Annotated in this window: 16 protein-coding genes; 1 reads left to right on the top strand and 15 read right to left on the bottom strand. The window is 67.2% G+C overall.

The annotated features are described in order from the left end of the window. Positions 1-223 precede the first annotated feature (223 nt). On the top strand, positions 224-1,951 hold the full coding sequence (locus tag ASF22_RS09235; RefSeq protein WP_056263724.1) for a GGDEF domain-containing protein: 1,728 nt from the start codon (positions 224-226) through the stop codon (positions 1,949-1,951). A 170-nt stretch (positions 1,952-2,121) separates the two neighbouring features. On the opposite strand, the gene ASF22_RS09230 is transcribed toward ASF22_RS09235, so the two are convergent. The 15 genes from ASF22_RS09230 to nuoG form a co-directional block, all read right to left on the bottom strand. After that, complete coding sequence (locus ASF22_RS09230) at positions 2,122-2,835, bottom strand: ABC transporter ATP-binding protein (RefSeq protein WP_056166610.1); 714 nt, start codon at positions 2,833-2,835, stop codon at positions 2,122-2,124. A 20-nt stretch (positions 2,836-2,855) separates the two neighbouring features. Then, a complete protein-coding gene (locus ASF22_RS09225) occupies positions 2,856-4,154 on the bottom strand; it encodes a lipoprotein-releasing ABC transporter permease subunit (protein ID WP_056166606.1) in 1,299 nt (432 codons plus the stop codon). 7 nt (positions 4,155-4,161) lie between these two features. Continuing rightward, on the bottom strand, positions 4,162-5,487 hold the full coding sequence (gene proS / locus ASF22_RS09220) for a proline--tRNA ligase (protein WP_056166593.1): 1,326 nt from the start codon (positions 5,485-5,487) through the stop codon (positions 4,162-4,164). A 403-nt stretch (positions 5,488-5,890) separates the two neighbouring features. Next, positions 5,891-6,226, bottom strand: a complete 336-nt coding sequence (locus ASF22_RS09215; RefSeq protein WP_156368825.1) for a DUF1467 family protein — start codon at positions 6,224-6,226, stop codon at positions 5,891-5,893. Between the two features lie 5 nt (positions 6,227-6,231). Next, positions 6,232-6,636: a methylmalonyl-CoA epimerase gene (gene mce, locus ASF22_RS09210; protein WP_056166588.1), complete on the bottom strand. Its 405-nt coding sequence runs from the start codon at positions 6,634-6,636 to the stop codon at positions 6,232-6,234. Between the two features lie 69 nt (positions 6,637-6,705). Next, a complete protein-coding gene (locus tag ASF22_RS09205) occupies positions 6,706-8,379 on the bottom strand; it encodes a ribonuclease J (RefSeq protein ID WP_056263531.1) in 1,674 nt (557 codons plus the stop codon). 13 nt (positions 8,380-8,392) lie between these two features. Continuing rightward, complete coding sequence (locus tag ASF22_RS09200; RefSeq protein WP_056166582.1) at positions 8,393-9,172, bottom strand: biotin--[acetyl-CoA-carboxylase] ligase; 780 nt, start codon at positions 9,170-9,172, stop codon at positions 8,393-8,395. Between the two features lie 10 nt (positions 9,173-9,182). Beyond that, positions 9,183-10,637: an NADH-quinone oxidoreductase subunit NuoN gene (nuoN, locus tag ASF22_RS09195; protein ID WP_056263529.1), complete on the bottom strand. Its 1,455-nt coding sequence runs from the start codon at positions 10,635-10,637 to the stop codon at positions 9,183-9,185. A 13-nt stretch (positions 10,638-10,650) separates the two neighbouring features. Continuing rightward, complete coding sequence (locus tag ASF22_RS09190) at positions 10,651-12,171, bottom strand: NADH-quinone oxidoreductase subunit M (RefSeq protein ID WP_056166576.1); 1,521 nt, start codon at positions 12,169-12,171, stop codon at positions 10,651-10,653. A gap of 32 nt (positions 12,172-12,203) precedes the next feature. After that, positions 12,204-14,300 carry an NADH-quinone oxidoreductase subunit L gene (nuoL, locus tag ASF22_RS09185; protein WP_056263527.1) on the bottom strand — a complete coding sequence of 699 codons (2,097 nt, stop codon included), beginning with the start codon at positions 14,298-14,300 and terminating at the stop codon, positions 12,204-12,206. A 137-nt stretch (positions 14,301-14,437) separates the two neighbouring features. Then, the gene (gene nuoK, locus ASF22_RS09180; protein WP_056089088.1) at positions 14,438-14,743 is read right to left on the bottom strand and encodes an NADH-quinone oxidoreductase subunit NuoK; all 306 of its coding nucleotides are present in this window, start codon (positions 14,741-14,743) and stop codon (positions 14,438-14,440) included. A 25-nt stretch (positions 14,744-14,768) separates the two neighbouring features. Then, a complete protein-coding gene (locus ASF22_RS09175) occupies positions 14,769-15,389 on the bottom strand; it encodes an NADH-quinone oxidoreductase subunit J (protein WP_056166570.1) in 621 nt (206 codons plus the stop codon). 144 nt (positions 15,390-15,533) lie between these two features. Next, positions 15,534-16,022: an NADH-quinone oxidoreductase subunit NuoI gene (nuoI, locus tag ASF22_RS09170; RefSeq protein ID WP_056166568.1), complete on the bottom strand. Its 489-nt coding sequence runs from the start codon at positions 16,020-16,022 to the stop codon at positions 15,534-15,536. A gap of 25 nt (positions 16,023-16,047) precedes the next feature. Beyond that, positions 16,048-17,070, bottom strand: coding sequence for an NADH-quinone oxidoreductase subunit NuoH (nuoH, locus tag ASF22_RS09165; RefSeq protein WP_056263526.1), 1,023 nt, complete (start codon positions 17,068-17,070; stop codon positions 16,048-16,050). 12 nt (positions 17,071-17,082) lie between these two features. Continuing rightward, a complete protein-coding gene (nuoG, locus tag ASF22_RS09160) occupies positions 17,083-19,164 on the bottom strand; it encodes an NADH-quinone oxidoreductase subunit NuoG (RefSeq protein WP_056263524.1) in 2,082 nt (693 codons plus the stop codon). Positions 19,165-19,193: the final 29 nt, after the last annotated feature.

The raw sequence follows: 19,193 nt of genomic DNA, 5'->3' as shown, positions 1-19,193 counted from the left end.
TGCCCCGCACGCGGCCCACCGCGCGGGATCGCACGTCAACTTGCCGCGGTGCAGCACGTTCCGGCGCCAGGGGTGCGCCGGGTCACGCGGCGGACGAAGCGGGGAAGACCGTATCGACCGAAATACGGATTTTCTTAGCCATCTTCTTTCACCGGAAGAAAGCGGATCCATGCCCCAGTGCGGCGAGGTGTCGATGGACCCGGGCGCGGAGCCGGTTGGAAACATGGCCGTCAACGAACACGCACGGGGGACCGCCGGTCCCCTCGAACGGCGCGGCAACGCCCGGCGGCGCCTCCTGGCGCAGGTTGGCCTCGTCGTGGTCATGATCACGATCGTGCTCTCAGGCTTCTTCTACACCAACGCGCACCAGCAGGCGCTCATCGACCTGCGGGAAGGCGGACGGCAGATGCGCATCGCGCAGGAAGCCCTGATGGATGCGGAGGCCTACGTTCTCAATCGGGCGATCGGCGAACGGGATGGCGAGTACGGCGAGTACAGCCGTGCCTTCGAGGCACTCCACAGCCGGCGCGATTCCCACCTCGCGCGGCTCGACCGCTTCCTCAAGGCGCCGGACGGAACCGGATTGTCGGCGGACGCCACCCTGAAATCCCTCGAGGCGATCTGGACCGACGCCCTCGAACGCGTGCGCGCCGGGAAGCTGGACGAAGCCCAGGGCCTCCTCGGGGACCGCAGGAGCGCCGCCCTGATGGGGAAGATGCGTCATGCCTTCGAAAGCTTCCTGGCCGATTGGAACTCCCACTTCGCCGACCACGAGACGCGGATCGAGATCGGCAAGAGCGTGGTGCTCCTGTCCCAGCTCGTGATCGCCGGCATGATGATCTTCGCCTTCCGCTCCGGCGCGCGGGAGGCGCAGGCCCGGGCGGCGGCGATCCAGGCGATGGACGCCTCGCGCACGCAGGTCGGGCACCTGTTCGAGATGACGGACATGCTCCAGAGCGCGACCGACCACCACGACGCCAATGCGGTCCTGCGGGCCACGGCCGGCGAACTCATCGGCGGGTTCGGCGGCGCGCTCTACGTGTTCAACAATTCCCGCGACCGTCTCATCCTGTCGACCTCCTGGGCCTGCGACGCCGGAGAGCCCCTGCCCGAATCGATCACCATCAATCAGTGCTGGGCGATGAAGCGCGGGAAGCCGCACATCAACCGCAGTGGCGCCAGGGCGCTGTGTTGCGAGCATCACGCCTCCGGCTTCGCGGCCCTCGAAATCCCCATGGTCGCGCGGGGCGAGAATCTCGGCCTGCTCCAGGTCTTCGCCGAGGGCTCGGACGCGGAGCAGCGCCTCGCCGCCATCCTGCCGCTCAGTTCGGCCCTCGGGGACGCCATGTCGTTGGCGCTCTCGAACATCGCGCTGCGGGAAAAGCTGCGCAATCAGGCCCTGCGCGACCCGCTGACCGGCCTCTACAACCGGCGCTACATGGAGGACAGCCTCGACCGCTACGTCCGCCTGGCCGAACGCGAGGGCCGGAAGGTCTCGGTGATCATGATCGACCTCGACCACTTCAAGCGCCTCAACGACGAGCACGGCCACGCCACCGGCGACGCCGTGCTGCGCGAGGCCGCGGCCGCCATCGTCGGCGCCCTGCGGGAGACCGACGTGGCGTGCCGCTACGGCGGCGAGGAAATGATCGTGTTCCTGCCGGATTGCGACCTGCCGGATGCGGCCCTGAAGGCAGAGCAGATCCGCGCCCGGATCGAGGATCTGTCGGGCGCGCACGGGGCGAAGATCTCCGCCTCCTTCGGGGTCTCCTCCGTGCCGAGCACGTCCAGCAACAGTGCCGACCTCGTCAAGGCCGCCGACACGGCCCTGTACCGCGCCAAGCACAACGGCCGGAACCAGGTGGCGCTCGCCCCGGTCCGCGCGGGCTGGCGCGACGGGACCGAGAACGCGTCGGATCAGGCGGCCCACCTTCGCGTCGCCGCCGAGTAGGCCTGGGGCGGACGGTTTCGCATCACCGGCTGACCGAAGGCGCGCGCGACGGACGATCGGCGCCGCCGCCTCATACCAGTCGATCGCTTTGCGATTACGGATTGGGGCTTCGCTCAGGTGTCGCGCGGGCTGCCTGAGACTGTTCCGGTATCGATCATCCGGAAACCGTATCAGTCCAGCGGCTCGATCAAGCCGTCGCGGATCGTCACGCGCCGGTCCATGCGGGCGGCGAGCTCCATGTTGTGGGTGGCCACCAGGGCGGCGAGGCCGGACGCACGCACGAGCGAGACGAGGATGCCGAAGACGTGCGCGGCGGTGTGCGGGTCGAGGTTGCCTGTGGGCTCGTCGGCGAGGAGCAGGCGCGGCCCGTTGGCGACCGCGCGGGCGATGGCGACGCGCTGCTGCTCGCCGCCGGAGAGCTCGGCCGGGCGATGGATCAGGCGATCCTTGAGGCCGAGAAAGCTCAGGAGTTCGGTGGCCCGGGCCTTGGCCTCCTTGCCCGACAGGCCGCGGATGAGCTGGGGCATCACCACGTTCTCCAGGGCGGAGAACTCGGGCAGGAGATGGTGGAACTGATAGACGAAGCCCATCTCCTCCCGGCGGATGCGGGTGCGCTCGGAATCCGCCATGGCGGCGGTGGGCCGGCCGCCGAGGAAGACTTCGCCGGCATCGGGCCGCTCGAGCAGGCCGGCGATATGCAGCAGGGTCGATTTGCCGGCGCCCGAGGGGGCGACCAGCGCGACGAGTTCGCCGGGCCAAATCGCGAAATCGGCGCCGCGCAGGATATCGAGGGCCCCGGCCCCTTGGGTGTAGCGCCGCTCCACCTTGGCGAAGAACAGGGCCGGGACCGGCTGCACGCCGGACGCATCGGCTGTCGTGGTCATGGGAATCCTAAAGCTTTCGCTCAGCCGTAGCGCAGGGCCTGCACCGGATCGAGCCGGGCGGCGCGCCAAGAGGGATACAGGGTCGCGACGAGCGACAGGACGATGGAGGTGACGACCACCACGGTGATCTCGCTCGAATTCATCTCCGCCGGAATCTCGGCGAGGAACCGCACGGTGGGGTCCCAGGCGGAGGGAAACAGCACGCGCTGGATCGGCTTGATGTTGAGGGTGATGAGGATGCCGAGGCCGAGGCCGCTGAGGGTTCCGACCACGCCGATCAACGCCCCATTGATGAGGAACACCCGCATCACCGTACCGGGCGTGGCCCCCATGGTGCGCAGGATGGCGATGTCGCTCGACTTGTCGCGCACGAGGAGGATCAGCCCCGAGACGATGTTCAGGGTCGCCACCACCACGATGAGGCTGAGGATGAGGAACATCACGTTCCGCTCCACCTCCAGCGCCCCGAAGAAGGTGCGGTTGCGCTGGCGCCAGTCGGTGAGGAGCACCGGACGCTCTGCCGCCATCTCGAGGTCGGGCCGCATGGCCGCCACCCCGTCGGCGTTGTCGAGGTACACCTCGATGAGACTGACGTCGTTGTCGCGGTTGAAGAAGGCCTGCGATTCGGCGAGCGGCATGAACACGAAGGTGGCGTCGAACTCGGTCATGCCGATCTCGAAGATCGCCTTGACCACGTAGGACTTGGTGCGCGGCGCCGTGCCGAACGGCGTCGTCGCGCCCTTGGGCGTCGACAGGGTGATGTTGTCGCCCGCCTGCAGCCCGAGAGCCTCGGCCAGACGCCGGCCGATGGCGACGCCGGTGCCGTCCTCGAATCCCGCCAGGGTGCCGCCCCGGATGTTCTTGGCGATGGAGCCGATCTTGTCGAGGTCGTCCGCCCGGATGCCGCGCACGAGGACGCCGCTGCCCCCATACGGCGAGGAGGCGAAGGCCTGCCCCTCGACGAGGGGGATCGCGGCGCGCACCCCCGCGACCTTCGCCAGACGGTCGGAGAGGTCCTCGAAATCGGTGAAGAGGCGATCGATCGGCGTGACGAAGACGTGCCCGTTGATGCCGACGATCTTCGACAGCAATTCCGTCCGGAAGCCGTTCATCACCGACAGAACGATGATGAGTGTCGCGACGCCGAGGGCGATGCCCAGCACTGAGAAGAACGCCACCACGGACACGCCGCCGCCGCGCCGCCGCGCGCGCAGGTAGCGCCCGGCGAGGATCCACTCGAACCCGGCGAACGGTGGCGTGCTGCCGCGCCGGAACAGGGCGCCGGCTCCCTTCAGCCGGTCCATCAACGCCGCTGCCATGGCGGGGTCAGACCCGCTTCAGGCGGGAGAGGAGATCGATGGGCGCGATGGTCTCGCGCTCGCCGCCGGCCCGACGCTTGATCTCGACCTTGCCCTCGGCGAGACCGCGCGGCCCGACGATGACCTGCCAGGGCAGGCCGATGAGGTCGGCCGTGGCGAACTTGGCGCCCGGACGCTCGTCGCGGTCGTCGTAGAGCACCGTGAGGCCGGCGGCCTCCAGGGTGCCCTGGATCTCCGTGCAGGCCGCGTCGGTGGCCGCGTCACCGGTCTTGAGGTTGATGAGCGCCACGTCGAACGGTGCCACGGAATCCGGCCAGACGATGCCGGCCTCGTCGTGGGAGGCCTCGATGATGGCGGCCACGAGCCGGCTCGGGCCGATGCCGTAGGAACCCATATGAACCGGGCGCTCGACCCCGTCGGGACCGGTGACCCTGGCGCCCATGGGCTCGGAATACTTGGTGCCGAAGTAGAAGATGTGCCCGACCTCGATGCCGCGCGCGGCCATCTGGTTGTCCTGCGACACCTCCGCGAAGGCAGCCGGCTCGTGCATCTCGCTGGTGGCGGCGTAGTGCGAGGTCCAGCGGTCGACGGTGCCCTGGAGGCCGGCGACATCCTCGAAGTCCGTGGTGACCGGCGGAGTCTCGAAGTCGAGGTACTGGCGGTCGCAGAACACCTCGCTCTCGCCCGTCTGCGCCAGGATGATGAACTCGTGGCTGAGGTCGCCGCCGATGGGGCCGGTATCGGCCCGCATGGGGATCGCCTTCAGCCCGAGGCCCGCGAAGGTGCGCAGGTACGCCACGAACATGCGGTTGTAGGCGTGGCGCGCCGCCGCCTGGTCGATATCGAACGAGTAGGCATCCTTCATCAGGAACTCGCGCGAACGCATGGTGCCGAAGCGGGGCCGCACCTCGTCGCGGAACTTCCACGAGATCTGGTAGAGATTCTTCGGCAGGTCCTTGTAGGATTTCACGCTCCCGCGAAAAATCTCGGTGACGACCTCCTCGGCGGTGGGGCCGAACAGCATCTCGCGGTCGTGACGGTCGGAGATGCGAAGCATCTCCTTGCCGTAGGCCTCGTAGCGCCCGGATTCCTTCCAGAGGTCCGCCGACTGGATGGACGGCATCAGGAGCTCGATGGCGCCCGCCCGGTCCTGCTCTTCGCGGATCACGGCGCAGACGCGGTTGAGTACTCGCAGGCCCAGCGGCAGCCAAGCGTAGATGCCCGCGGATTCCTGGCGCACGAGGCCGGCCCGCAGCATCAGCCGGTGCGAGACGATCTCGGCCTCCTTGGGCGTCTCGCGCAAGGTGGGGAGGAAATAGCGGGAGAGACGCATGGAAGGCCCTGGACCAGCGTGCCCCGATGTCAGGCACGCCGGGGCACACAACACATTGCACCGGGAAAATACAAGCGCAGCCGGGCGACACCGCAGGCCGCTGTGATCCCCGCCGGTGGCCGCCTCGGTGCGGCGGATAACAGTTTGGTGCGTTTCCGGTAGAAAAACGCCGAACTCCATCCCCGGAGACGTGACAATGGGAATTCTTATTCCTATAAGCGCCCGGTGCTGGTCGCAAAGCCCTCGAGTGGCCGCGACGTGCCCGAGTCTTGGGAGGAAAAATCAGCCGCCACGCCGTCAAGATGCGTGAGATAAATAGGCTGCGCCATCGACCGTCTTTTCAAAAGCAAGGCTCAGGCCTTGCTTTTTTTATGCCCGCCTTCCGGACGCGCCGCCGATGCGACTACAGCCCGGCCAGCTCGAAGACCGGGATCGCGATCAGGAACACCACGCTGGCGAGCAGTGTGGTCCAGAGCGCCTTCTCGCGCAGGCGCGGGGAGGCTGGAGCGCCGGGATCCTGGCCCGGCACGACCCGGGCCGGATCGGTCTCCGCCTGGTTTCGGATCGGCAGGATCGCGAACAACAGCGTCCACCACACGACGAAGTAGAGTGCAAAGGCGCCGATCACCGTCAGCTTGAACTGGCTCACCGCCACGACGACCACGAGGCCGACGACCAGCAGCATGGCCGCCAGCGTCCGCAAGGTCGAGGCGGCGACGGCGTTGAGAACGGCGCCCATGCGGGTCAGACCTGCTCCAGCTCGACGAGGGTCCCGAGGAAGTCCTTGGGGTGGAGAAACAGCACCGGCTTGCCATGGGCGCCGATCTTGGGCTCGCCGGTGCCGAGCACGCGGGCGCCCTGTGCCTTGAGCTTGTCGCGGGCCGCCAGGATGTCGTCGACCTCGTAGCAGACGTGGTGGACGCCGCCGTTCGGATTGCGCTCGACGAAGCCCTCGATGGGCGAGCCCTCGCCCAGGGGGGCCATGAGCTCGACCTTGCTGTTGGGCAGGTTGACGAACACGACCGTGACGCCGTGCTCGGGCTGCGGCAGCGGCTCGGTGACCGTGGCGCCGAGGGTATCGCGATAGATGGCGCAAGCGGCATCGAGATCGCGCACGGCGATGGCGACGTGGTTGAGGCGTCCGATCATGTTTGCTCCCTCCGTGATGAATCCGCTGGCGCGCCCCTCTCTCCGCGCGGGGAGAGAGGGGCGTGAGGCTCAGACTTCGACCACCTGGACGTGGCAGGCGGGCTTCTTGCCCCAGACTTCGTTGACGCCCGAGCGGATCGCCCGGTCGACGGCCTTCTCGACGGCCTCGGCGTCCTTACGCTTGGCCTTCGACAGACCGCCGAGGGTTCGGGAGACGCACTCGATCACCACGTCCAGCATGGGCTGACCGGTCCGACCGCGATTGGGCAGGCCGATGATGTCGATGGCGGGTTCGCCCAGGACTTCGCCCTGTTCGTCGATGGCGATGGCGACGGAGACGAGGCCGGCCTGCGCCAGCTTGCGCCGCTCGGGAATCGCCCGGTCCTTGGCGTCGATGAGGATGTTGCCATCCTTGAACAGGCGGCCGGCCTTGACGTGATCGACGATCTCCGGCGTGCCGGGCGCGAGGCGCACGACGCTGCCGTTGCGGGCCTTGACGATGTTCGGCACGCCCTGGGCCCGTGCGAATCGCGCGTGCTCGTCGAGGTGCAGGGCCTCGCCGTGGACGGGGATCGCCGTCTGCGGCCGGGTCCAGGCGTACATCTCGGCCATCTCGTCGCGCCGGGGATGGCCCGAGACGTGGACGAGCTTGGTCCGGTCGGTGACCACCTCGATACCGGCGTTGATGAGATCGTTGATGATCGCACCCACGGCCCGCTCGTTGCCCGGGATGGCACGGGAGGAGAAGATCACCCGATCGCCGGCGGCCAGGGTCACGTCGGGATGGTCGTCGCGCGAGACACGGGCCAGGGCCGCGCGCTCTTCGCCCTGCGAACCCGTGAGCAGGCACACCACCTTGTCGCGTGGGAGATACCCATAGGCGTCGGCCGAGCGGAACTCGGGCAGGCCGTCGAGGAAGCCGCATTCGCGGGCGACGCCGATGACCCGATCCATGGCACGACCGACGGCCACGACCTCGCGGCCGCAAGCCTGAGCGGCCTCGGCGACGGCCCGCATCCGGGCGACGTTGGACGCGAAGGTGGTGACCGCGACGCGGTGGGGCGCTTCCGAGATCAGCTCGCGCAGGGTGGCGGCGACCTCGGCCTCGCTCGGGGAGCGCCCCTCGCGCACCACGTTGGTCGAATCGCTGATCATGGCGAGGATGCCCTCGTCGCCCAACGCCCGGAACGTCGCCTCGGAGGTGACGTCGCCGAGGATCGGGGTCGGGTCGAGCTTCCAGTCGCCGGTGTGGAGCAGCAGGCCGTGGGGCGTGCGGATGGCCACCGCGTTCGACTCGGGGATCGAGTGCGAGACGGGGATGTACTCGATGTCGAAGGGGCCGAGCTGGACGCGGCGTCCAGCCTGGATCTCCTTGAGCACCACCTTCGGAGCACCCGGCTCGCTGAGGCGACGGGCCTCCAGAAGGTTCTTGGCGAAGCGCGTGGCGTAGACCGGAGCCTTGAGCTTGGGCCACAGCTCACCGATGGCGCCGATATGGTCCTCGTGCGCATGGGTGATGAAGATCCCGAGGAGATCGTCCTTGCGCTCCTCGATGAAGCTCAGGTCCGGGAACATCAGGTCGATGCCGGGAAAGCCCTCTTCCCCGGCAAAGCCCATGCCGCAATCGACCATGATCCATTTGCGGCGCTTGGCCGGCCCGAAGCCGTACAACGCCGCGTTCATGCCGATCTCGCCCACGCCGCCGAGCGGCACGAAGACGAGTTCGTCTTGCCCTGTCGTCATTTTCACTTGAACCTCAAGCCGCCGTCGCGGCCGTACCCAGATGCACCTCGCCCGCCGTCACGGTCCGTCGCGTTCCATCCTCCGATCGGACAACGAGCCGCCCGGCCCCGTCGATCGTCTCGAAAATTCCGTCCACGCGGGTGTCGCCGGTCCGAACGGTCACCCTCGCGCCGAGTCCGGCAGCGTCGGCGATCCAGCGTTCGCGGATTTCTGAGAATCCCCGGCCACGATCCCATACTCGCGCGGCGTCGACGATCCCATCCGTCAGTTCGACGAACAGATCCTCGGCGCGCGTGGCGTGCCGCATCTGCCTGAGGCACGTAGCCGGATAAGGCAAGCCCTCCGGTGCCGCAGCGACGTTGACGCCGAAGCCCATGACCACGCAGCGGCGCCCACCAGGGAGCGTCTCGGCTTCGAGGAGGAGGCCGGCGAGCTTGGCCCCGGAGGCCAGGATGTCGTTGGGCCATTTCAAGGCGATGCTGCCAACGCCGGCTTGGCGAAAGGCTGCCATCAGCCCGACGCCGGCGACGAAACCCAGGGTCGGCACCACAGCTGGATCGACGTCCTGCACCGGCCAGAGCACACTGGCGGTGAGGTTGCCGGGCAAGGAGGCCCAGTTGTTTCCGCGCCGGCCGCGCCCTGCGGTCTGGCGATGGGCGACCACCCAGAGGGGGCCGGCCTCGCCGTCGCGCGCCCGCTCCAAGGCCTCGGTGTTGGTGGAGCCGAGGCAGTCGTGAACGTGCAGCCGGTGTCCGGCCGCCCGCGCCAGGGCTCCGAGGTGGTAGCCGCTCAAGGCTCGCGCCTCAGGACCCGGCGAACAGCGACTTCGCGGCCGCCCCCGCGGCCCCCACGAGGGGCGCCGGCAGCAGCACGAACAGGATCACCACGGCGCTGGAGAGGCCGAGCACGATGCGCAGGCCGGGCGCCATGGGATCGTAGGGTGCCAACGGCTCATCGAAGTACATCACCTTGACGAGGCGGAGATAATAGAACGCCCCGACCACGCTGGTGACGACGCCGATGATGGCGAGCGCCACGAGGTTGGCCTCGATGGCCGCAGCGAAGACGTAGAACTTCGCGAAGAACCCGGCGAGCGGCGGAATTCCCGCGAGGGAGAACATCATCGCGGCCAGACAGAAGGCCAGAACCGGGTGGGTGCGCGACAGGCCCGACAGGTCGTCGACCGTCTCGAACATCTGTCCACCCCGGCGGAGCGACAGGATCACGGCGAAGGCGCCCAGCGTCATGGCGAGGTAGATGATCATGTAGATCACCACGCCGCTGATGCCCGCCTGCGAACTCGCCGCCAGGCCGACGAGGGCGTAGCCGACGTTGCCGATGGAGGAATACGCCATCAGCCGCTTGATGGAGCGCTGTCCGATGGCGGCGAACGAACCGAGCGCCATGGAGGCGATGGCGACGAACACGATGATCTGCTGCCAGACCGCCGTCACGTCCGGGAAGGCGCCGATGAAGATCCGCACGGTCATGGCCATGGCGGCCATCTTCGGGGCCGAGGCGAAGAACGCGGTGACGGGCGTCGGCGAGCCCTCGTAGACGTCCGGCGTCCACATGTGGAACGGCACGGCGGCGAGCTTGAACGCGACGCCGGCGGCGACGAACACGATGCCGAGAACGAGACCGAAGCCGACGGTGGTGTCGTTCAGGGCCGCGACGATGCCGGGGAACGAAACCGTGCCGGTGAAGCCGTAGACCAGGGACGCGCCGTAAAGCAGCATGCCCGACGAGAGCGCGCCGAGGACGAAGTACTTCAGGCCGGCTTCGGTGGATTTCAGGTTGTCGCGGTGGAAGGCCGCGATGACGTAGGCGGCGAGCGACTGCAGTTCGAGGCCGAGATAGAGCGAGATCAGGTCGTTGGCCGACGCCATGACCATCATGCCCAGAGCGCAGAGCACGATGAGGATCGGAAACTCGAACCGGTCGATGCGCTCGCGCTGGAAGTAGTCGCGCGACAGCAGGATCGAGGCGGCGGAGCCCAGCAGGATCAGGGCCTTCATCACCTTCGAGAAGCCGTCGACGATGAACGAGCCGTTCAGCGTCGTCACCTTGGTGCCCGGCTGGGACATGACCACGAACAGGGCCAAGACCAGCAGCAGCAGGGCGCCGACATTGACACCCTCGGCCGAGCGCTCGCCCCGGAACGACCCGTAGAGGACGAGGACGAGGACGCCGACGCCGAGGATCAATTCCGGCAGGGCGGGCCAGAGCGCGGGCAGGACGGATTGGGCGACGGTCATCGGATCGAAGCTTTCAGCGCGCGACGGGCGGGAGGGCGGCCGCCGTCTGCGTGTTCGAGAGCGCGGTCTTCATGCTCTGCATCAAGGCCTCCGTCGACGGGGCGAAGGTGTCGAGGATCGGGGCCGGATGGACCCCGTAGTAGATCGTCAGGGCGACGAGCGGCGCGATGATGATCTTCTCGCGCAGATCGAGATCGAAAATCCCCTGGAGGTTGGGCTTCTCGAGCTTGCCGTAGATCACCCGGGCGTAGAGCCACAGGGCGTAGCCCGCCGACAGGATGATGCCGAACACCGAGAAGAACGCCACCGTGGGGTTGGCCTTGAAGGCGCCCATCATGGCGAGGAACTCTCCGACGAAGCCCGAGGTGCCGGGGAGGCCGACGTTGGCCATGGTGAACACCATCATGGCCGCCGCGTAGAGGGGCATGCGCTTCACGAGGCCGCCATAGGCGGCGATCTCGCGGGTGTGCATCCGGTCGTAGACCACGCCGACGCAGAGAAAGAGCGCGCCCGAGACGATGCCGTGGGAGATCATCAGGAACAGGGCGCCCTGGATACCCTGCTCGTTGAGGGTGAACAGCCCGAGGGTGACGAAGCCCATATGCGCCACGGACGAGTAGGCGATGAGCTTCTTGATGTCCGTCTGCATCATCGCGATCAGCGACGTGAAGATGATCGCGACGACCGAGAGCGCGAACACCATCGGGGCGAAAGCGAGGGATGCGTCGGGGAACATCGGCAGGGAGATGCGGATGAAGCCGTAGCCGCCCATCTTGAGCAGGATGCCCGCCAGGATCACCGAGCCGGCGGTTGGCGCCTCCACGTGCGCGTCGGGCAGCCAGGTGTGGACCGGCCACATGGGCATCTTCACCGCGAAGGAGGCGAAGAAGGCGAGCCACAGCCAGGTCTGCATCCCCGTGGGGAAGCGGGTGTGCAGCAGGGTCGGGATGTCGGTGGTGCCGGCGTGCCAGTACATCGCCATGATGGCGAGCAGCATCAGCACGGACCCGAGCAGGGTGTAGAGGAAGAACTTGAAGCTGGCGTAGATGCGCCGCTTGCCGCCCCAGATGCCGATGATGAGGAACATCGGGATCAGGCCTGCCTCGAAGAACAGATAGAACAGCACCAGATCGAGGGCCTGGAACACCCCGATCATCGTCGTCTCGAGGACGAGGAAGGCGACGTAGTACTCCTTCACCCGCTTATCGATGGAGAGCCACGAGGCGCCGATGCAGAACGGCATCAGGAACGTGGTCAGCAGGATCAGCGGCATCGAGAAGCCGTCGACGCCGAGCTTGAACCGGATCGACTCGGTCAGCCACGCATGGGTCTCGATGAGCTGGAAGCTCGACGTGGTCGCGTCGAACCGGCTCCAGGCCACCAGGGACAGGAGGAAGGTGAGGAGCGTGGTGGCGAGGGCCGCCCAGCGGGCGTTGCGCTTCGAGGCCTCCGTGTCGTCCCCAAGGGTGAGGATGAAAGCCGCGCCGCACAGGGGCACGATCAGGAGGCCGGAGAGGATTCCGAGGCCGAACATCTAGCGGGCGCTCCCGTGCTTCTTCGCGACCATCAATGTGCGACCTTGGGCAGGCCGGTGAGCATGTACCAGCTGATGAAGCCGGCGACACCGACGAGCATGACGAAGGCGTAGTGGTAGACGTAGCCGGTCTGGAGCCGGACGACGCCGCGGGTGACGTCCATCACGCGGGTGGCGATCCCGTCGGGACCCATGCCGTCGATGACCCGGCCATCGCCCTCCTTCCAGAGGAACTTGCCGAAATCCTTGGCCGGTCGAACGAAGATCCGATCGTAGAGTTCGTCGAAGTACCACTTGTTGAGCAGGAACCGGTAAAGGCTCGGCTGCTGGGCGGCGAGCTGGCCGGGCAGTTCGGGCCGGCGAATGTACATCCAGAACGCCAGGACGAAACCGATGAGCATCATGATGGCGGGCGAGTAGGCCACCAGGGCTGGCACCGAGTGGATGTCGTGCATGATGTGGTTGTCGGGACCGTGACCTAGGGAATGCCCCCAGAACTCGTTCATGCCCTCGCCGATGAAGCGGTTCTTGAAGATCAGGCCGGCGAACAGGGCACCGAAGGCAAGGATGCCGAGCGGGATCGTCATCACCAGCGGGCTCTCATGCGGCGTGTGCGCATGGTCGTGGTGCTCGATGGCGCTGTGCGAGGCGGGCTCCACGTCGTGGCCCTTGTCGTCGTGGGCGACACCCTCGTGGTGGCCCGGCGCCCCGTCGGCCTGAGCGGATGTCCCCGCATGCGCCACCGCGTGATGATCGCCGTGATGCGCGGCTCCGTGACCGGCCCAGCGCGCCGGTCCCTCGAAGGTCATGAAGAACAGGCGCCAGGAATAGAACGAGGTCATCAGGGCGGCGATGACGGTGGCGAAGAACGCCAGGGTGTGACCCGGCCGGGTCGAGGCGTAGGCCGCCTCGATGATGGCATCCTTGGAATAGTACCCTGCGGTGAACGGGAAGCCGATGAGCGCCAGCGTCCCGATGGTCATCATCGCGGTGGTGAACGGGATGTAGCGGCGGAGATTCCCCATGTTCCGCATGTCCTGCTCGTGGTGCATCGCGTGGATGACCGAGCCGGCGCCGAGGAACAGTAGCGCCTTGAAGAAGGCGTGGGTGAAGAGGTGGAACACGGCGGCCGAGTAGGCGCCGACGCCGAGCGCCACGAACATGTAGCCGAGCTGCGAGCAGGTCGAGTACGCGATCACCCGCTTGATGTCGTTCTGCACGAGGCCGACCGTGGCGGCGAAGAACGCCGTGATACCGCCGATCACCGTGACGACCACGAGGGCGTTCGGGGCCAGCTCGAAGATCGGCGACAGGCGCGCGACCATGAACACGCCGGCCGTCACCATGGTGGCGGCGTGGATGAGGGCGGAGACCGGCGTCGGCCCCTCCATGGCGTCGGGCAGCCAGGTGTGGAGCAGGAACTGCGCCGACTTGCCCATGGCCCCCATGAAAAGCAGCAGGCAGGCGAGCGTCCAGGCACTCCAGTCGTAGCCGAGGAAGTGGAAGGTCGCGTCCTTGATCTCGGGCGCGCGGGCGAAGATGCCCTCGAAGGCGACGGAGCCCGTGAGGACGAACACGAGGAAGATGCCGAGCGAGAAGCCGAAATCGCCGACGCGGTTGACGATGAAGGCCTTCATGGCGGCGGCGTTGGCCGAGGGCTTCTCGTACCAGAACCCGATCAGCAGGTAGGAGGCGAGGCCAACGCCTTCCCAGCCGAAGAACATCTGCACGAGGTTGTCGGCCGTCACCAGCATGAGCATGGCGAAGGTGAAGAGCGACAGGTAGGCGAAGAAGCGCGGCCGGTGCGGATCCTCGGCCATGTAGCCGATGGAGTAGAGGTGGACGAGGGTCGAGACTGAGGTGACCACCACCAGCATGACGGCCGTGAGGGTGTCGATCCGGAAGGCCCAGTCGACCACGAGGTCACCCGCGGTGAACCACGTCGCGACCTGAACCCGCGTGGCGTGTTCCGTCCCCGGGATCTCGAGAAACACACCCCAGGAGAGCAATGCCGAGAAAGCGAGAAGCCCGGTGGTGATGGCTTCGCACACTTTGGGGCCGAGCTGACGGCCGAACAGACCGGCCAGCAGGGCGCCGATGAGCGGGAAGAAGACGATCGCGTGATACATCGCTGGCTTGTCCGGCCTCCTGGGTCGTGGCTAGTCCCGCGCTACGCGCGGAGTCTCGCGAACGAGCCCTGTCTTCGTGTCACCGCCCGCGGCCCGTTTGAGCCCCGTTCGATCGGGTCTGGATCTGGTCGGCGTACTCAACCCTTCATCATGTTCACGTCCTCGACCGCGATGGAGCCGCGGTTGCGGAAGAACACGACGAGGATGGCGAGTCCGATGGCTGCCTCGGCCGCCGCCACGGTGAGCACGAACAGGGCGAAGACCTGGCCGGTGATGTCGTTCAGATGGGTCGAGAACGCCACGAGGTTGATGTTCACCGCGAGGAGGATGAGCTCCACGGACATCAGGATGACGATGACGTTCTTGCGGTTGATGAAGATCCCGAGCACCCCGAGGGTGAACAGGATCGCCGCGACGGTGAGGTAGTGGCTCAGGCCGATCATCGGATGGGTCTCCCGGAATCCGCCATCAGACTTCCACGCCCTGGCGCGAGGGCACCTTGCGGGTCTCCACCGCATCGGCCTGCGTGCGGGCGTTCTGCACGGAGATGTTCTGGCGCTTGACGCCGGGCCGGTCGCGCAGGGTGAGCACGATGGCACCGATCATCGCCGTCAGGAGGATCATGCCGGCGAGCTGGAAGTAGAAGACGTAATCGGTGTAGAGCACCCGACCGAGGGCCTGGGTGTTGGTGACGCCCTCGGTGCTGGCGAGCGGCCCCAGGGGCGCCTGCAGCAGATCGGGATCGATGCTCCAGGAGCCGACGACGAGGATCAGCTCGATCAGGAAGATCGCCCCGATGAGCGCGCCGATGGGCAGGTAGCGCTGAAAGCCCTGTCGCAGCTGGGCGAAGTCCACGTCGAGCATCATCACGACGAACAGGAACAGCACCGCGACGGCACCGACATAAACCACGACGAGGATCATCGCGAGGAACTCGGCGCCCATCATGACGAAGAGGCCGGCGGCGTTCACGAAGGCGAGGATGAGGTACAGCACCGAGGCGACGGGATTGCGCGAGGCGATCACCATGAAGCCCGAAGCGACGGTCACGCCGGCGAACAGGTAGAAGAAGGCTGCGGCTGCACTCATGCGATTGTGGAGATCAGCCGTCCCGAGGACAGCCCCTTCTGCCGTTGATTCGTCCATGGCCCGTGCAAGCCGCTCGCAGGGCCAGGACAGGCCGCCCGTCTATAGAACCCGGCCCTGCGGTGCACAACCGCGGAGCCGCCGGCTTTACCGGTAAGGCGCGTCCACGGCGAGGTTGCGCGCGATCTCGCGCTCCCAGCGGTCGCCGTTCAGGAGGAGCTTGTCCTTGTCGTAGAGCAGCTCCTCGCGGGTCTCCACGGAGAATTCGAGGTTCGGCCCCTCGACGATGGCATCCACCGGGCACGCCTCCTGACACATGCCGCAATAGATGCACTTCACCATGTCGATGTCGTAGCGCGTGGTACGGCGGGTGCCGTCGTTGCGGCGCGGGCCGGCCTCGATGGTGATGGCCTGGGCAGGGCAGATCGCCTCGCACAGCTTGCAGGCGATGCACCGCTCCTCGCCGTTGGGATACCGGCGCAGGGCGTGCTCGCCCCGGAAGCGCGGCCCCCGGTGCCCCATCTCGAAGGGGTAGTTGATGGTGGCCTTCGGCTTGAAGAAGTAGCGCATGGCGAGGGCGAACCCCGTCACGAACTCCCTGAGCAGAAGGCCCTTGGCGACCTGATCGAGCTTCATGGCTCGGATCTCCCATTGGATGATGTCAGGCGCCCGGCGCGAGGCCGGTCAGCTTGAGCACGAAGGCGACGACGACGACCGAGACGAGCGAGAGGGGAAGGAACACCTTCCACCCGAGCCGCATGAGCTGATCGTAGCGGTAGCGGGGCACCATGGCCTTCACCATGGCGATCATGAAGAACAGGAAGCTGGCCTTCAGGGCGAACCAGATCAGGCCCGGCACCCAGGTGAAGGGCGCGAACGGGATCGGCGAGAGCCAACCGCCGAGGAACAGCACCGTGCCGAGCGCGCACATGGTCATGATCGCCACGTACTCGCCGAGCATGAACAGCAGGTACGGCGTCGAGGAATACTCGACCATGTAGCCGGCCACGAGCTCCGATTCGGCCTCCGGCAGATCGAAGGGCGGGCGATTGGTCTCGGCGAGGGCCGAGATGAAGAACACGATGAACATCGGGAACAGCCACAGCCAGTACCAGCCGAGGATGCCGAGCGACGTGTCCTGCGCCATGACGATGCGCGAGAGGTTGAGCGAGCCGGCGCAGAGCAGCACACAGATGATGACGAAGCCGAGAGACACCTCGTAGGAGATCATCTGCGCCGCCGAGCGCAGCGCGCCCAGGAATGCGTATTTCGAGTTCGAGGCCCAGCCGCCCATGAGCACGCCGTAGACGCCGAGACTCGAGATGGCGAAGATGTAGGTGATACCGACGTTGAGGTCGGCGAGCGCCCAGCCTTCGGCCAAGGGAATCACCGCCCAGGCGGCGAGCGCCAGGGTCGCGAACACCAGCGGCGCCAGCAGGAACAGGCCCTTGTTGGCGCCGGCCGGAATGACCGGCTCCTTCAGGACGAACTTGAGCAGATCGGCGAAGGACTGGAACAGGCCCCACGGGCCGACCACGTTGGGGCCGCGCCGCAACTGCACCGCCGCCCAGATCTTGCGGTCGGCGAGCAACGCGTAGGCGATGAAGACGAGGAGCAGCGCCAGGAGCACGAAGCTCTTGAAGGCCATGAGCAGCACGGCGCCGAGGATTTCCCAGAAGGTCATCGGAGAAAATCCCTATTCGGCGGCTTCGAGGCCGCGCACGCGGGCGAGGCTCGAACATTCGGCGAGCACCCGCGAGGCGCGGGCGATCGCGTTGGTGAGGTAGAAGTCCGGTACCGCCGGCGCGAAAGCCGTGCGGTCGGGCGTACCGCCGAGGCCGGCCAGGGCATCGACCGCCGCCACGGCGTCGCTCAGCGCCACCGTATCGAGGGCGGCGAGGTGCGGATACGCCCCGTAGAGCGTCCGGCGCAGGGCACCCAGCGAATCGAACGGCAGGCGCTGGCCGAGCACGTCGGACAGTGCCCTCAGGATCGCCCAATCCTCGCGCGCGTCGCCGGGCGGGAAGCCGGCGCGGTTGGTCATCTGCACACGGCCTTCGAGGTTGACGTAGGTCGCGCTCTTCTCGGTGTAGGCCGCCCCCGGCAGAACCACATCGGCGCGGGTGGCGCCGCGGTCGCCGTGGGTGCCCTGGTAGACCACGAAGGCACCGGGGCCGACCTCGACCTCGTCGGCGCCGAGATTGAACAGTACGTCGAGGGCACCGCCCTGAATCATGGCCGCGAGGTCGAGCCCGCCCTCCCCCGGCACGAAGCCGAGATCAAGGGCGCCGACGCGGGCGGCGGCCGTATGAAGCACGCCGAAGCCGTTCCAGTCCGGCGTCACAGCGCCGATGTCCTTGGCGAGCGCCGCAGCGGCGGCAAGGATCGCCGCGCCGTCCGGCCGCGACAGGGCGCCCATGCCGACGATGACGAGGGGCCGGTTCGCGGCCTTCAGCACCTCGGCGAAACTGTGCCGTCCGGAGGCGACCTCCGCCAGGGTCTCCGGCCCGGCGCCCAGATAGGTGTGCGGATAGGTCAGGTCCACCGCTTCGCCGATGAGGCCAACAGCGAGCGGCGCCATGCGCCAGCGCTTACGGATGCGAACGTTGAGGAGGGAGGCTTCGAGACGAGGGTTCGTCCCGACCAGGAGGATAGCATCGGCGTCTTCGATGCCCGGGATCGTCGTACCCAGGGTGTAAGCGGCCCGGCCCCAGGCCGGATCGAGCGTCTCGCCGGCCTGCCGGCTGTCGAGGTTGGTCACGCCGAGGGCGGTCATCAGGATCTTGAGCGCGAAGATCTCCTCGACGCCCGCGAGATCGCCCACGATGGCGCCGATGCGCTTGGCGTCCGTACCCTTCACCCTAGCGGCAATGGCCGCGAAGGCCTCGCCCCAGGAAGCCGGACGCAGGCGGCCGTTCTCACGGACGTAGGGCCGGTCGAGACGCTGCATGCGCAGGCCGTCGACGGCATGGCGGGTCTTGTCCGAGATCCACTCTTCGTTGACCGCCTCGTTGATGCGCGGCTCGATCTGCATGACCTCGCGGCCCTTGGCGTCGACCCGGATGGCGCAGCCCACCGCGTCCATCACGTCGATGGACTCGGTCTTCGACAGCTCCCAGGGCCGGACCTCGTAGCTCTGCGGCTTGTGGACCAGCGCACCCACGGGGCACAGGTCGGCGACGTTGCCCTGGAGCTCGGAGCCCATGGCGGATTCGAGGTAGCTCGTGATCTCCATGTCCTCGCCGCGCCCGATGGCGCCGAGATCCGGCACACCGGCGACTTCGGCGAGGAAGCGGACGCAGCGGGTGCAGTGGATGCAGCGGTTCATGGCCGTGCGGACCAGCGGACCGATGTACTTCTCTTCCACCGCGCGTTTGTTCTCGCCGTAGCGGGTCGAATCGACGCCGTAGGCCATCGCCTGATCCTGCAGGTCGCAATGGCCGCCCTGGTCACAGATCGGGCAATCGAGGGGGTGGTTGATGAGGAGGAACTCCATCACCCCCTCGCGGGCCTTCTTGGTCGTGCCGGAGCGGGTCAGGACCTCCGGCGGCTCGCCGTTGGGTCCGGGCCGGCAATCCTTCACCGCGTAGGCGCAAGAGGCCACGGGCTTCGGCGCACCCTTGAGCTCGACGAGACACATCCGGCAATTGCCAGCGATGGACAGCCGCTCGTGGAAGCAGAAACGCGGGATCTCCGCGCCCGCGATCTCGCACGCCTGGAGAAGCGTGTAATCCGCCGGAACATCGACCTCGGTGCCGTCGACGACGATCTTGGTCATGCGTGGGTCTCGGGTTCGAATTCGGGTTG

It is taken from the genome of Methylobacterium sp. Leaf87, from assembly GCF_001422775.1.
GTDB lineage: Bacteria > Pseudomonadota > Alphaproteobacteria > Rhizobiales > Beijerinckiaceae > Methylobacterium.
Note: the sequence above shows the minus strand (reverse complement) of the source record. Positions and strands in the feature narration are given on the sequence as shown.